16 protein-coding genes are annotated in these 14,643 nt (G+C 47.1%); 14 read left to right on the top strand and 2 right to left on the bottom strand.

What is annotated here, in order from left to right; all coding sequences use genetic code 11:
• Positions 1-30: 30 nt before the first annotated feature.
• The 13 genes from FTU67_RS01925 (at position 31) to FTU67_RS01985 (ending at position 12,645) form a co-directional block, all read left to right on the top strand.
• Positions 31-1,104 (top strand): NAD(P)H-dependent glycerol-3-phosphate dehydrogenase, encoded by a 1,074-nt coding sequence (locus FTU67_RS01925; protein WP_016658361.1) that lies wholly within the window; start codon positions 31-33, stop codon positions 1,102-1,104.
• A gap of 84 nt (positions 1,105-1,188) precedes the next feature.
• Complete coding sequence (locus FTU67_RS01930; protein WP_005177115.1) at positions 1,189-1,644, top strand: histidine phosphatase family protein; 456 nt, start codon at positions 1,189-1,191, stop codon at positions 1,642-1,644.
• 33 nt (positions 1,645-1,677) lie between these two features.
• Positions 1,678-2,817, top strand: coding sequence for a type II secretion system protein GspL (gene gspL, locus FTU67_RS01935; RefSeq protein WP_180061338.1), 1,140 nt, complete (start codon positions 1,678-1,680; stop codon positions 2,815-2,817).
• Complete coding sequence (gene gspM / locus FTU67_RS01940; RefSeq protein ID WP_045795041.1) at positions 2,817-3,296, top strand: type II secretion system protein GspM; 480 nt, start codon at positions 2,817-2,819, stop codon at positions 3,294-3,296. Before gspL ends, gspM begins: the two co-directional genes overlap by 1 nt.
• Before the next feature lie 90 nt (positions 3,297-3,386).
• Entirely contained in the window at positions 3,387-4,388 is a 1,002-nt protein-coding gene (locus tag FTU67_RS01945; RefSeq protein ID WP_160241433.1) for a quinone-dependent dihydroorotate dehydrogenase, read from the top strand.
• Positions 4,389-4,392: 4 nt separating this feature from the next.
• The gene (locus tag FTU67_RS01950) at positions 4,393-4,968 is read left to right on the top strand and encodes a CvpA family protein (RefSeq protein ID WP_180061339.1); all 576 of its coding nucleotides are present in this window, start codon (positions 4,393-4,395) and stop codon (positions 4,966-4,968) included.
• Positions 4,969-4,992: 24 nt separating this feature from the next.
• Positions 4,993-6,531 (top strand): amidophosphoribosyltransferase, encoded by a 1,539-nt coding sequence (gene purF, locus FTU67_RS01955; RefSeq protein ID WP_005177128.1) that lies wholly within the window; start codon positions 4,993-4,995, stop codon positions 6,529-6,531.
• 90 nt (positions 6,532-6,621) lie between these two features.
• On the top strand, positions 6,622-8,511 hold the full coding sequence (locus FTU67_RS01960; RefSeq protein WP_075166687.1) for a M48 family metalloprotease: 1,890 nt from the start codon (positions 6,622-6,624) through the stop codon (positions 8,509-8,511).
• A 136-nt stretch (positions 8,512-8,647) separates the two neighbouring features.
• On the top strand, positions 8,648-9,319 hold the full coding sequence (locus FTU67_RS01965) for a hypothetical protein (RefSeq protein ID WP_180061340.1): 672 nt from the start codon (positions 8,648-8,650) through the stop codon (positions 9,317-9,319).
• Positions 9,316-10,284, top strand: coding sequence for a D-glycerate dehydrogenase (locus FTU67_RS01970; RefSeq protein ID WP_127801154.1), 969 nt, complete (start codon positions 9,316-9,318; stop codon positions 10,282-10,284). The genes FTU67_RS01965 and FTU67_RS01970 overlap by 4 nt, the downstream gene beginning before the upstream one ends.
• 82 nt (positions 10,285-10,366) lie before the next feature.
• A complete protein-coding gene (locus FTU67_RS01975) occupies positions 10,367-11,806 on the top strand; it encodes a M48 family metalloprotease (RefSeq protein ID WP_005177138.1) in 1,440 nt (479 codons plus the stop codon).
• A gap of 38 nt (positions 11,807-11,844) precedes the next feature.
• Positions 11,845-12,240, top strand: a complete 396-nt coding sequence (locus FTU67_RS01980; protein ID WP_160241430.1) for a GFA family protein — start codon at positions 11,845-11,847, stop codon at positions 12,238-12,240.
• Between the two features lie 48 nt (positions 12,241-12,288).
• Positions 12,289-12,645 carry a hypothetical protein gene (locus tag FTU67_RS01985; protein WP_171502426.1) on the top strand — a complete coding sequence of 119 codons (357 nt, stop codon included), beginning with the start codon at positions 12,289-12,291 and terminating at the stop codon, positions 12,643-12,645.
• 117 nt (positions 12,646-12,762) lie between these two features.
• On the opposite strand, the gene FTU67_RS01990 is transcribed toward FTU67_RS01985, so the two are convergent.
• Entirely contained in the window at positions 12,763-13,209 is a 447-nt protein-coding gene (locus FTU67_RS01990) for a GatB/YqeY domain-containing protein (protein WP_180061341.1), read from the bottom strand.
• Between the two features lie 33 nt (positions 13,210-13,242).
• The gene (gene rpsU, locus FTU67_RS01995; protein ID WP_001136722.1) at positions 13,243-13,458 is read right to left on the bottom strand and encodes a 30S ribosomal protein S21; all 216 of its coding nucleotides are present in this window, start codon (positions 13,456-13,458) and stop codon (positions 13,243-13,245) included.
• 147 nt (positions 13,459-13,605) lie between these two features.
• Between rpsU and tsaD the strand changes: the two genes are divergently transcribed.
• Complete coding sequence (gene tsaD, locus FTU67_RS02000) at positions 13,606-14,622, top strand: tRNA (adenosine(37)-N6)-threonylcarbamoyltransferase complex transferase subunit TsaD (RefSeq protein WP_005177148.1); 1,017 nt, start codon at positions 13,606-13,608, stop codon at positions 14,620-14,622.
• Positions 14,623-14,643 lie beyond the last annotated feature (21 nt).

Genomic DNA, 14,643 nt, shown 5'->3' on the forward strand with positions numbered 1-14,643 from the left:
GCATCGCATACGGCTGAGGATATAAAAATAATGTCAGAATTGAATTTTGCCAGTCTGGTAGAACCGGTCAATATTGATCAGAAAACCGCATTAAGAATTACCGTCTTGGGTGGGGGCAGTTTTGGTACCGCCATGGCCAATACCGCGGTGCGTAACGGCTGCGATACCATGATCTGGATTCGGGATGAAGCCACCGCTGAGGAAATTAACCGCACTCATATCAATAAACGCTATTTGCCAGATTTTCCTTTAGAGCCGGGCTTAAAAGCAGTATCGGATCTGGAACTGGCGGTGCGCGACCGCGATATTATTCTGGTCGCCATTCCAAGTCATTCTTTTCGTGATGTGCTGAAGCAGATTAAGCCGTTTATTACTTCACAAGCGGTGGTATCCCTGACCAAGGGCATTGAGGCCAAAACCTTCTGCTTTATGAGCGATATTATTCGTGCCGAATTGCCAGAAGTGCCGTATGGCGTGCTGTCTGGCCCGAACCTGGCCAAAGAAATTGTAGCCGGGCAGCCCGCCGGAACTGTGATTGCCAGCCAGTCAGAACTGGTGCGTTATGCGGTGCAGCAGGCACTGCACAGTGCTTTATTCCGTGTATTCGGTAGTGATGATGTACACGGGGTGGAACTTGGTGGGGCGTTAAAAAATATTTATGCCGTGGCCATGGGCATGGCTGCCGCGTATAACGTCGGTGAAAATACCAAGAGTATGATTTTAACCCGAGCCTTAGCTGAAATGAGCCGTTTTGCGGTCAAGCTGGGCGCCAACCCGCTGACGTTCCTTGGTTTGTCAGGTGTCGGTGATTTATTTGCCACCTGTAGCAGTCCATTGAGTCGTAATTATCAGGTGGGGTATGCACTGGGCAAAGGTAAAACCCTGGAACAGGCCACACAGGAACTGGGCCAGACTGCAGAAGGGATTAATACCATTGTGCAGGTCAAAGCACGTTCTGAAGAGCTGGATGTGTATATGCCAATTACCAGCGCCTTGTATGATGTGATTTATGAAGGACAGCCGCCGCTGACGATTGCACTGGCACTCATGAAAAATGGCCATCGTAGTGATGTAGAGTTTGTATTGCCGCATCATGAGGTATAAATTGGTTAAAATATGACAGTTTGATGAACCGAACTGTCATATTTACTGCTTATAATGCGGACAAAATGAAATAAGGAAATGTATATGCAATTGACCCTAGTGCGTCATGGTGAAGCTTCACCACCCGTGCATGGTAATGATATTAAACGTCCCCTGACCGAACGTGGGCATACCCAGGCACAGCAAACGGCAGAGTATTTAAAAGATCTGATCCGTCCGGATGTGTTTGTGGTCAGTCCGCTGTTACGTGCCCAGGAAACGCTGGCGCATATCCAGACCTATTTTAAAGATGTGCCTGTGGTGATTTGCAATACCATTAAACCGGATGATGATGCGACTCAGGCTGTTGAGTGGTTATCGCATTTGCCTTATGAATCAATTGCCGTGGTGTGTCATATGAATGTGGTGGCACATATTGCAGAGCAGTTAACTGGGGAATCTTTCCATCCTTATGCGCTGGCAGAAGCGCGTATTTATGAGCAGGCGGTCATTGCTGCAGGTTTATCGACACAAATAAAAAGTTTTATTCCAGACGCATAACAACACACTTTATTTCATGGCAGTACAATAACAATGTTGCAAATATGGATGCCGGAAGCCAATGGGGTTTGGCAATGGTCGAGCGAGGAGTACTGGGTTCAGGCCAATACCCTGGAAGACCTGATTCAGGCGATACAGCTTCATCAGGGTGAAGAAGCAGTGGTGTATTTTCCGAGCCGGGATATACAGATGCTGCAACAGCAGATGAGCAAGGCCCAATACAAGCAGCTGGGGCCAGACGGAATTAAATTCCTGCTAGAAGAGTTTGTGGTATTGCCAATTGATGCCATGAAAGTGCTGCATCATTTTCAGCAGCCGGACCGCCTGACTTTACTTGGTGTGGCGCAAAGCCATGTCGAAACCTTGCAACATGCTTTGGCGCTATTGCCGGTCAAAGTCACGGCCTTATTGCCAGACTTTTTATTGCTGCCAGTGCCTGAGCCTGATCATATTGTGCTGGCCAATGTCTGTGGCCGGTTGCTGGTACGTGAAAATGAATATCTGGGCAGCTCGGTCGATGATCTGGCTTTATTTCTGGATTATCAGGCGCCTGAACAGCGTTATCAGATCAGTAATTTTACCGCCGAACAGATGCACAGTATTGAGGCCATCAGCACGCATGAGCAGTTAAGCTCCTTCCATTATGAAGTGCCGGTGCTGAAAAAAGCCAAACAGCATCCTTTTAATATTTTACCCAAAGCCAAAAGTGAATCGGGCATTTCGGGTTGCTGGAAAGCCTGTGCTGCGGTATTTTTGGGGATTCTGGTGGTGCAGTTCAGTTATGATGCCACGCGCTGGTATCAGTATAAAAAAGTCGCGAATCAGACCGCGGTGCAGGCGATTGACCAGTTTAAATACTGGTTTGGGCAAAACTATCCTGTCACCGAGCAAAATATTAAAAGCCAGTTTGAATATCAGTTAAAACAAAGCCAGACCGCCGATACCCAAGCCTTACAGTTGCTCAGTCGGGTCGGGCCGGTATTGATGCAGAATCAGATTGTGGCCAGACGGGTCAATTATGATCTGTCCAGTCTGAATATGGAATTGCAGGCCAGTTCCGCAGCCAGCTTGCAGGCATTGACCCAGCAATTAAACCAGCAAGGCTTTAAGGTCGAGCTAGGTAATATTCAACCGGCCGCCAACGGCGCAATCGGACTGGTGAAAGTACAATAATGAAAGCAGTAGAAAAAATTCAGCAGCGTTGGGATCAGTCGCTGGAAAAATTAAATGACTATCTAGATACGCTCAGTGTGCGTGAACGGATCATGGTGATTTTTACCGGTATTTTTGTGCTGGTGGCCGCCGTCGGATCGGCGCTGTGGTATATGCACGGCGCAGCAGATCAGCAGCAAAAACGGCTCAATACCTTAAAAGATCTGGTGGTGTGGATGCAAAGCAACGCCGTGACCATGAAGCCGGCCGGGGATGTACAGCTCAGCAGTCTGGAAAAAGTACAGCGCGTGGCACAGCAGCAGGGTTTATCGGTTGCATCGCAGCAGTCGGGTGAAAAAATTCAAATTGTAAGCAGTCATGCACAATATTCTGTGCTGGCCAATTTCCTGACCCAGCTGGCACAAATGGGATTAAGCATTGAAAAAATGGAATTAATTTCCGATGCCGGGCAGATTAAATTAACGGCGACAGTGCAATAACCGGTAAAAATAAACAATGGTCAAGCATGGTGTTTTCAACAATCTGGGCCTATAATAGGCCGACTTAAAAAGCCGTAGACTTTTGCCGATATGTTGTATTCTCTTGCCCGCCCTTTGTTGTTTTCTTTGGCACCGGAGCGTGCACATGAGCTCACATTATCTTTATTAAAATCAGGTCATAAAATGGGCCTGATGCGTCAGCAGGTGGCAGCAAAACCGGTCACCTGTATGGGTATTGAATTCCCGAATCCGGTAGGTCTGGCTGCAGGCCTGGACAAAAATGGTGCCTATATTGATGCACTGGCCGCTCTAGGTTTTGGTTTTATTGAAATTGGTACCATCACCCCGCGTCCACAAGCCGGTAATCCACATCCGCGTCTGTTCCGTTTACCGCAGGCCAAAGCCATTATTAACCGCATGGGTTTTAATAATGATGGCGTCGATAAGCTGATTGAAAACGTCAAGGCCGCCAAATTTAAAGGCGTACTGGGGATTAATATTGGTAAAAATGCCGATACTCCGGTAGAAAAAGCGGTTGATGATTATCTGATTTGTTTAGAAAAAGTTTATAATTACGCCTCTTATATTACGGTCAATATCTCATCACCAAACACCAAGAATTTGCGTAGTCTGCAAAGCGGCGATGCCCTGACCGAGCTGTTGCAAACCTTGAAACAGCGTCAGTTGGCGTTGGCCGAAGAGCATCAGCATTATGTACCGTTGGTGCTGAAAGTTGCGCCAGATTTAGAACTGTCCGATATTGAATTTATTGCCCAGCAATTACTGCAATTTAAAATTGATGGTTTAATTGTGACTAATACCACCTTGTCTCGTGAAGGGGTAGAGAATTTGCCACATGGCGATGAAGCCGGTGGTTTATCGGGTGCGCCAGTATTTGAAAAGAGTACCGCGTGTCTGGCAGCCTTTGCCAAAACTTTAGAGGGCAAAATTCCTTTAATTGGTGTTGGTGGTATTCTTTCAGGTGAGCAGGCAGTTGCGAAACGCAATGCCGGTGCAACTTTGGTACAAGTGTATAGCGGTTTGGTCTATACTGGCCCGGAACTTGTGAAAGATTGTGTAGACGCACTTTAAAGTCATGAACGCCATCGATATCTTTATACTGATTATTCTGCTCATTGGAGGGCTTAACGGTTTGCGTCAAGGATTTATTAAAGCCTTTGCGAACTTGGTCGGTTGGATTTTTGCCCTGATTGTGGCGGCAAAATATGCTTCCGTTCTAGCGCCTTCAATGACCGCTCTCAGTGCTGATCCGGTGGTTCAGAAAATTGCGGCCTTTGCTTTTATTGTGTTGGTGATTGTGGTGCTGACCTGGATGGTGAGCGCATTATTAAACCGCATCTTGAAATCGCTGAAACTGGGCCCATTAAATCGTTTAGCCGGTGGTGCGTTTGGTACCCTCAAAGGTCTGCTGATTGTGCTAATTGCCATTCAGAGCATTGGGCCGTGGGTCGAAAGTTCGCCGTACTGGAAACAGTCCAAATTTATTCAAACCCTTTTACCTTATGCGCCTTGGGCCACACAAATGTCCAAAGATGCCGCCAATGAGGCTTTACAGCACATCAAATCAGAAGATGCTCCGAAATCTTCTGGTTCTTCATCTGAACCTGAACGAAAGGGCGCAGATGAGTCAACGAATAATCCTTTTTATTAATCCTAGCTGGTCTGCGAGGTTGCTATGTGTGGAGTAGTTGGTATAGCTGGTAAATCACCTGTTAACCAAATGTTGTTTGATGCATTAACGATGTTACAACATCGGGGACAAGATGCAGCTGGGATTGTCACTTGCCATGAAGGTCGCTTGTTCTTGCGTAAAGACAACGGCATGGTACGTGATGTATTCCATACCCGTCACATGCGTGCCTTGCTGGGCAACTACGGGATTGGTCATGTGCGTTATCCGACGGCAGGTTCATCTAGCAGTGCAGAAGCGCAGCCGTTTTATGTGAACTCGCCGTACGGTATTACGCTGGCGCATAACGGTAATCTGACCAATGCCGAAGAAATTCATGAAGACCTGTTCAAGACTGATTTACGTCACATGAATACCGATTCAGATTCAGAAGTACTGTTAAACGTTTTTGCCCATGAATTACAAAAACGCGGCAAGCTGGAGCCGGCAGCAGAAGATATCTTCCATGCGGTAACGCGTGTGCATGAGCGTTGTAAAGGGGCTTATGGCGTGGTGGCCATGGTGACCGGTCAAGGGATTGTGGGCTTCCGTGACCCGCATGGGATTCGTCCGTTAATTTACGGTTCGCGTGAAACCGATGAAGGCATGGAATACATCATTGCCTCTGAATCGGTGGCAATTACAGCACTGGGCTTTAAAGTCGAGCGTGACCTGGCACCAGGTGAAGCCATCTTCATTGACTCTAACGGCCAGATGTTTACCCAGCAGTGTGCGGCGCAATCTGAATATCATCCATGTATTTTTGAATATGTGTATTTCGCGCGTCCAGATGCGACCATTGATGGTATTTCGGTATACAAAGCCCGTTTAAAAATGGGTGAGAAGCTGGCGCAAAAAATCCTGCGTGAATGGGGTGAGGAACACGATATTGATGTCGTGATTCCAATTCCAGATACTTCGCGTACTTCGGCCTTGGAACTGGCCAACACCTTAGGTGTTAAATTCCGTGAAGGCTTTATGAAAAACCGTTATATCGGTCGTACCTTCATTATGCCAGGTCAGCAGCAGCGTAAAAAATCGGTACGTCAAAAGCTGAACCCGGTTGAGCTGGAATTTAAAGGCAAGAATGTGTTACTGGTAGATGACTCGATTGTGCGTGGTACCACCTGTAACGAAATTATCCAGATGGCACGTGACGCTGGTGCCAAACGCGTATTCTTCGCTTCAGCGGCACCGATGGTGAAATATCCAAACGTGTATGGTATTGATATGCCGGCTAAATCGGAGCTAATTGCCTCTAGCCGTAGCGTTGAAGAAATTCGTGAAATTATTGGTGCTGACCGTCTGATTTTCCAGGATCTGGAAGATTTGAAAGCTGCAGTACGTACCCATAAAGTGCCAGAAGTGAATGATTTCGATTGCTCGGTGTTTGATGGGGTTTATGTCGCAGGCGGTATTGATGAAGCCTATCTGGATAATCTTCAGCAAAAACGCAGCGATACAGCTAAAAAGAAAAAAGACAATTATATTGATGTGAATATTGATGCTGCATCGGTAGATTTGACCGGTTTGAAAGAAGAATAATTCTTGTAAAACTGGCAGGAAAAGCGGGAAATTCCCGCTTTTTTCATTTATGATGTCGCCTAAAGACAATGTAATTTAAGGAAATTTACATTGAAAGATGTAGGTTACTACTTTATTAAAAACAAGAATATGATGTGGTCTGCAAGCCTGTGTCTGCTTGCGGTCATCCTGACCATTTTTATTTTAAATACTGTACTGGGTTTGCTGGTGCATTATATTGATGCTTCGCAGTCCATTTACTGGCATAGCTTAAGTCCTTATCTGGTCGCGGTGCTGCTGTCTTTAATGGGCATTTCCATTGCCATTGAATTATATATTTTCCGTTCTGGCGGCCACTCACTGGCCAAGCAGCTGTGTGCACGTCGTTTAAGCCTGATTGAAAGCACGCCGGAAGAAAGTGTTGCCTTAAAAATTACCGAACAGCTGGCCGATACCTTCGCGATTGATACGCCGGCGCTGTATGTCCTGCCGGATGAAGTCGGGGTAAATGCACTGACCGCCGGTTTTTATCCACGCGATATTGCGATTATTCTGACCTGGGGCGCCTTGCAAAACCTGGATGAGCAGGAACTGTATGGCTTACTCAGTCATGAGTTTCATCAAATTTTAAGTGGTGAAACTGCGGAAAATACCAAGCTGAAAATTCTCTACAGCAGCCTGACTACGTTTAGCCAGTGGGGCAGTAAAGTGGCCAAACTCGGCTTTGGCAAACAGTATTACAATACCGCCTATGCGCCCGCGACGCCTTTTGTTGCACTGGGCGGCATAATCTGGCTGATTGGCAGCCTGGGTGTGCTGATTACCCGTTTTATTAAATATTTAAACCTGAGCGGGCGTACCTTTAAAAACGACCTGAAAACCAAACGTTTAATCCAGAACAATGCCAATATTCAAACCCTGCTCAGGATTTATGTGCATCATGCCGGTTCGCAAATTCACAGTGAATATTCGGAATCGATTGCGCATATGTGTTTTGCCAACTCGCTGAGTCCGCAAAGCTGGTTGAATATCCATCCGAGTATTGATGCGCGGATTTATGAGTTAAATCCGGCACTGGTACAGGATCTGCAACTGGAAAACCTGAAAAAGCTGCGCAGTCAGCCCTGGTTTGGTCTGTTTCGTTCACTGGAAGAAGTCAATGGTGAATATTATGCACCGTGGAGTTCGCCGCAACCTTTGCCTTTGTTGCGGTTATCCCCGATTAGTTTTGCCATTAAAGATGCAATCAAGCCGCTGAAACCGGAAATCCGCCGTAATATGCCGCGTCCGGAACTGATCCAGCGTGCCTTGCAGACGGCCACTGGTTCGCGTGAGGTGATGATGGCAATTTTAATGATTCGCCAATACCGCGAATTTATTCCGCCTGAAGTAGAAGTCAGCCGTGCCATTGTCGATGCCTTGTTGAATCTGGATGGTCGGGTGCATATCTCTATTTTTCTGGAAGCCTGCCAGAATATTGGCGGCATGCCGGCCAGTATCGCGCGGCAGTTTTTGACCAAGCTGGCCAAAATTATTCAGGAAGATGGGGAAATTGGACTGCTGGATGCCTTGCTGCTGGAGCGGGTCAAATCCGAGTTGAACCTGCTGCCGCTACATACCCCGACGGCGCTGGATGAAGTTAAACCGCAAATTGTACGTTTAATTGATGCCTTGCTGCATGTGCAGCAAATCAATAGCGGCAACCAGCTGGAAGTGCGGGAAAAAATTTTACAGCGCGTACTGACACCGTATGAAATGTCGCTGTATGAAGAAATTTCCGATGAGCCAATTGATCTGGCAGAAATTCTGAATGATATGGCCGGGCTGTTGTTGCGTGACCGTTTAAGTATTCTGGGTATTGCTGAAGCCTGTTTGTGGAATGACCGGATTATCACTCAGGATGAGCTGGATGTACTGGAGCTGCTGTACTGGCGTTTAGGCTTTGCCACCGAAGAAATGGTTGAGCGTATGCAGAAGAAAAACAGTTTAATGATTATCTAAGGACTCTATTTCTGAGTGCGGTAGGCGGATCGAGTCATCCTCATTGAGCAGCTTTGATATGACTGGATGCAGAAAGCACAGCAAAACCGGACTAATCCGGCTAGAATAGCCCTATGGACATAAGTGACGATAGCAGATGATTGGGCATCAACGTGAGATTTTGGCAAGTTTGGGAATTGATATATGGATTCCCCGGGACGTTGCATCTCAAAATTTGCCCACATCTTCCTTATGGCGAGATCAGGCCTCGGCAGAACTGCTGACTGAAATTGTCATGCCGGCAGCTGTCGCGGCGACAGTACCTCAAGATATTGCCTTACAACTCAGACAGCCTGTTGCGGAACCACAAGTCTCTCCGCAAGAGAATCCAGTCGAAAGCCCGGCAGAACCTGTCACGCCTGCGGCTCTGGTTGAAGTGCAGCCTGCCTTACAGATTGATGCATTCCATTTACAAGCCATTGCTACAAAACAATATACGATTGTGCTGGATGCCACCCACATCAATGAGTCGCAGCAACAGTTATGGCGCAATATCCAGCGTGCGGCACAGGCAGAATTTTTTGAGCTGAATTGGCCCTTTGCTTTGCCTGAGCTGCAAGATGGCCGGGCGGTCTCGGTGTATGTGCAAGGTTTTCTGGATGCGATTGCACTGGAGAAAAAGATCATTGTGCTGGGGCAATTGCCTCATGTACAGTTAGCGCAAGCTACAGCGTTGCCCGCTTTGGCCGAAATGCTGGAACAGCCATTATTGAAAAAACAGCTATGGCAGGCTATGCAAGATAAAAAACACATGACGGATCAGGAATGAAACAAAAAGTTATCGCATTTAGTCAGGTTGATCAGGACGTTTTAAGCCAGCTGAAACAGCAGTATGACGTGGTAGAAATTAGCCCGAAACTGGGTGATGTTAATGAGCAGATTCGTACTCATGTCCAAGATGCTGATGGCATGATTGGTGCGGGGCGTTTGCTCAATGCCTCTAACCTGACGGGTGCGCGCCGTCTTAAAGTGGTTTCCAGTATCAGTGTCGGTTATGACAATTATGATGTGGACTATCTGACTGAGCAAAAGATTTATCTGTGTCATACACCGCATGTATTAACCGAAACCACTGCCGATTTGGCTTTTAGTCTGTTAATGGGAGCTTCGCGTCAGCTGGCCTATCTGGATCGCTGGACCAAACAGGGTGAATGGAAACGTACCGTTGGCCCGGCCCAGTTCGGTCAGGATATTCATGGTAAAACTTTAGGGATTATTGGTTTGGGGAATATTGGTGCCGCCATTGCCCGTCGTGGGCGTTATGGCTTTAACATGAATATTCTGTACCATAACCGCCGTGAAAATCTGGCGCAGGCGCAGCCCTTAAATGCGCAATATCACAGTCTGGATGAGCTGCTACAACAGTCGGACTTTGTGGTGGTCGCGGTGGATTTAAACGCCGACTCGACCGCTTTAATTGGTGCGCGTGAATTTGAGCTGATGCAAAAACATGCGGTATTTGTGAATATTGCCCGTGGTTCCGTGGTCAATGAACAGGCTTTAATTGACGCGCTGAAACAACAGAAAATTTTTGCGGCCGGTCTGGATGTCTATGAAAAAGAACCGCTGCAAAGTTCGGAGCTCTTTGGTCTGGACAATGTGCTGACCTTGCCGCATATTGGCTCAGCGACCGCAGAAACCCGTAAAAAAATGGCCTGGCTGGCCTATAAAAATCTGGTGGATGTGCTGGAAGGCCGGCAGCCGGGCTACGCGGTCAATGGCGGATTTGCGTAAAACTTCCTAACACTTCGTTGCATATTTCTTCGATATTGAATGCTATATTCAAGACACGAGCAGATAATTTGAGAACGGCAATTTGAAACGGTTGTTTTTAGCAGGTAGTTTAGGCCTGCTTACAGCATTCACTTCGACACATGGGGCAAACTTCACCACTTCACCACAATTTAATGTGCCAGAAATTGGCGCAGGGGTGGGGCTGATCGATCAGCAAAAAGAACGCATGATTGGTGAAAAAGTCTATCGTGAAGTGCAGCGTCAAATGCCGGTGGCGCAAAATCCGTGGCTGGAAGACCAGCTGTTCTCGGTCTTCTCGCATCTGCTCAGCCAGACCCAAATGGGCCAGCCCATTGGTCTGCTCATTATTAATGATCCGCAAATTAATGCCTTTGCCGTGCCAGGCGGTCTATTTGCCTTAAATACCGGTCTGGTGACTTCTGCGCGTAATATGGATGAAGTGGCCGGGGTGATGGCGCATGAAATTGCCCACGTGACCCAGCGTCATTATAGCCGTTCACAGGAAGCTTTTAAGGGACAGGGTCTGCTGGCACTAGCAGGTGTGCTGGTGGGTGCATTGGTGGCATCCCAGGCCGATGGTGATGCCGGTGCTGCCGTGATGATGGGCTCGCAGGCCGCATTAATGGATAAGCAGCTGACCTATAGCCGTAATCAGGAACGTGAAGCCGACCGGATTGGCATGCAATATATGTATACTGCCGGTTATAACCCGCAAAGCATGGCTGATTTTTTTGAGGTAATGCATCGTGCCACCAGCCGGGTCAGTTTCCTGCCGGATTTCTGGTTTACCCATCCGCTGACCACAGAACGGATGAGTGAAGCACGTTTGCGTGCCAATCAGTTGCCACGAGTGAAATCATCATTACGTGATGAAGAATTTGATATTTTAAAACAGTACACCTTGGTGGTATCCAATCAGGCGACAGAGCAGCAATTACAGGTCTTGGCCAGCCGCAATAACTTTGCTGCACAGCTGGCTTTAGCGGCTTTTTATACCCGGCAGGGAGATTATGCCTTGGCACAGCAAACCCTGGATCAGGCCAAAAATCATCGCCGTTTACATCATCTTATTAGTTTAATTCAAACTGACATCTATTTAGGGCAGAATAAGCTGAGTGAGGCTTATAAAGTGATCAGTTCGCCTGCGCGGATTATGCCGGAGAACCGGGCCTTGAATTACAAGCTGGCTGAAGTGCTGATCCGGCAGAATCAGCCGGCTGAAGCACAGGCACTGGTGCAAAAGTTCCTGAACAGGAACGAGCGTGATTTAAGTGCCTGGCGTTTGATGCAGCAGGCCGCCAATATTGATCGTAGTTCGCCATTACGCACGGTGAATGTATTGCGTTATCGTGCAGAACTGCAATACTGGTCTGGATGGGAGGAAGAAGCGATTAAATCCTTGCTGCATGCCCAGCGTCTGGCCAAGGATAATCAGGCCATGACTGCCAAACTGAAAACACGTACCACAGAAATGCAGCGGGAACGACAGCTCAAAATTTAACAGCATGAAAAATCATAATAACAATAAGGAGAATAATGATGTTACAGGGACAATGTTTATGCGGGCTGGTGTATTACCATTATCAGGCCGAGCTGGAAAAGACCATTTTATGTTTTTGCCAGCATTGCCAGCGTGCGCAGGGGACCATGCTGGGCTGGAATAGCCCGATTGATCAAGCCAAATTTAAAATTGTACGCGGCCAGCAATATTTAAAAGAATATTTTCACAGTCCGAATAAGGCGCGGGTGTTTTGTCAGGAATGTGGCAGCCCGATTTATTCTTACCGTTTAGATTTACCGGGGGTTCTGCGTTTGCGTTTGGGAACGGTGACTGAAGGCTATGTGCCGGCACCCATCGAGCAGGCTTTTGCACATCGAAAACCGCAGTTTTTGCAAGTCAGTCTGCTGGAAACCTCTGTAAGGCATGGGGTTTAAAATGCTAGAATTCCGGCTCCTGGCTAAATAATGATTTTAAATAACGCGATGAAAAAATTATGGATGGGCGTATTGCTCTGGGGGAGTCTGTCTGTGGTCCAGGCAGCAAGTGTGGAGCAGTATGTACTGGCGGTTGAGCAGATTAACCAGAGTTATAAGCAGCAGACCCGGCAGTTTTTAAAGGGCTTGAATCCGCAGCAATCGGGTTTTAGTCCGGCGCAGCAACAGCAGTTTTGTGGCATTGTGCAGAATTATATTGATCAGCTGTATAGCGCTGCAGATGAAAACCGTGCCTATCTGGATCCGCAATATCGCAACATGACCAAGCAGGATGTGGCCCAGCAGGTGTATTCATCTAAAGAAATGCAGATGCTGAAAAAATATCAGGTCAATTGTGCACACTGATAGAAGTGACTCAAGAACTGCTTAAAACTTTAGGCAGTTTTTTTATTTTCGGGAAAATAAACTGATACAGCTGTTGATGCTGTTCGGGGAGGAAGTGAGGCGTATGCCTGACTTGAATTAGCTTAATTTGGCTTTAATTTTGGCAGATACTTGTACAGGATCGGCGCGCCCGGCTATGAGCGGACGCAGAGAATTCATCACCTTACCCATATCTTTCATGCTAGTAGCTTCTTGCGCTGCAATCGTTTGCGCAATGATGGAATCAAGTTCTTCCTCAGTCATAGCTTCTGGTAGAAACTGAGATAACACCTCAATTTCGGCTTGTTCCTTACTAGCTAAATCTTCTCGGCCAGCACCTTCAAAGGCTTTAACCGATTCTTTACGTTGTTTAATTTGCTTTTCAATGACCGCAAGAACCTGAGCATCGTCAAGCTCTTTGCGCTCATCGACTTCGATTTGCTTAATTGCCGCCTGTAGACTACGAATGACCGTTAACTTGTCCATTTCTTTAGCGCGCATTGTCGCTTTCAAAACGTCAGTAATCTGGCTTTTTAAAGTAGTCATGTTTTAATCCAGGCAGTCAATCACAAATTAATCTTAGTAAAGGCGAGTAGTACGTACTGATTCACGCGCCAATTTCTTTTGGTAGCGTTTAACAGCAGCAGCTTTTTTGCGCTTACGTTCTTGAGTTGGTTTTTCGTAGAATTCACGCTTACGTACGTCAGCTAAAACACCTGCTTTTTCGCAAGAACGTTTGAAACGACGGATAGCTACGTCTACTGGTTCGCCTTCTTTCAATTTAACTTGTGGCATGAAGAATCCTCATTAAGTTATGGATAAGATCTGGGGCCGAATTGCCCTCGATCACAAGTGAAGGTCAGTATTTTACTCATTTACATCTCATATCACAAGTCTATAATAGTTCCCGCAATAAATTTGATACAGGTTATAGGCAGTTTAATGATCGTTTTAGGCTTAGAAACATCGTGTGATGAAACAGGACTCGCGCTGTACGACAGTGAGTTGGGTTTACGCGGACAGGTGCTGTATAGCCAGATCAAACTGCATGCCGAATATGGCGGCGTGGTGCCAGAACTGGCCTCACGGGATCATGTGCGTAAACTGATTCCATTAATGAACGAACTGCTTGAGCAAAGCGGTGTGAAAAAATCGGATATTGATGCCGTGGCCTATACCCGCGGTCCGGGCCTGATGGGCGCCTTGATGACCGGGGCTCTATTTGGCCGTACCTTGGCATTTGCCTTAAATAAACCTGCGATTGGCGTGCATCATATGGAAGGGCATATGCTGGCACCGTTATTGTCTGCAACGCCGCCTGAATTTCCATTTGTTGCACTTCTGGTTTCAGGGGGGCATTCACAGCTGATGGCCGCGTATGGCATTGGTCAGTATGAACTGCTGGGTGAGTCAATTGACGATGCCGCCGGTGAAGCTTTTGATAAAGTGGCCAAGATGATGGGCTTGCCGTATCCGGGTGGACCGAATATTGCCAAACTGGCCGAGCAGGGTGATCCGAATGCTTTTGCTTTCCCGCGTCCGATGCTGCATCAGGATTTAACCTTTTCCTTTAGTGGTTTAAAAACTGCCGTTTCGGTGCAGATGAAGAAACTCGGTGATGAAAACCGTGATGCCGATATTGCCGCCAGTTTCCAGGAAGCGATTGTAGATACTTTGGTAAAAAAATCGGTGAAAGCATTAAAACAGACCGGTTTAAAACGTCTGGTGATTGCGGGTGGCGTGAGTGCTAACAAGCGCTTGCGTGAACGTCTGGAAGCTGATTTAGCCAAGATTAAGGCTACTGTTTATTATGCAGAGCCTGCACTGTGTACCGATAACGGCGCCATGATTGCCTTTGCCGGTTATCAGCGTTTAAAAGCAGGGCAGCAGGATGGTTTGTCTGTGACCACGACTCCGCGCTGGCCGATGACGGAATTGACCAATCCAGAGCAAGTATAAAAGAGCATGTAAAAGAGGCGA

Source organism: Acinetobacter sp. YH12132 (assembly GCF_013418645.1).
Lineage (GTDB): Bacteria > Pseudomonadota > Gammaproteobacteria > Pseudomonadales > Moraxellaceae > Acinetobacter > Acinetobacter indicus.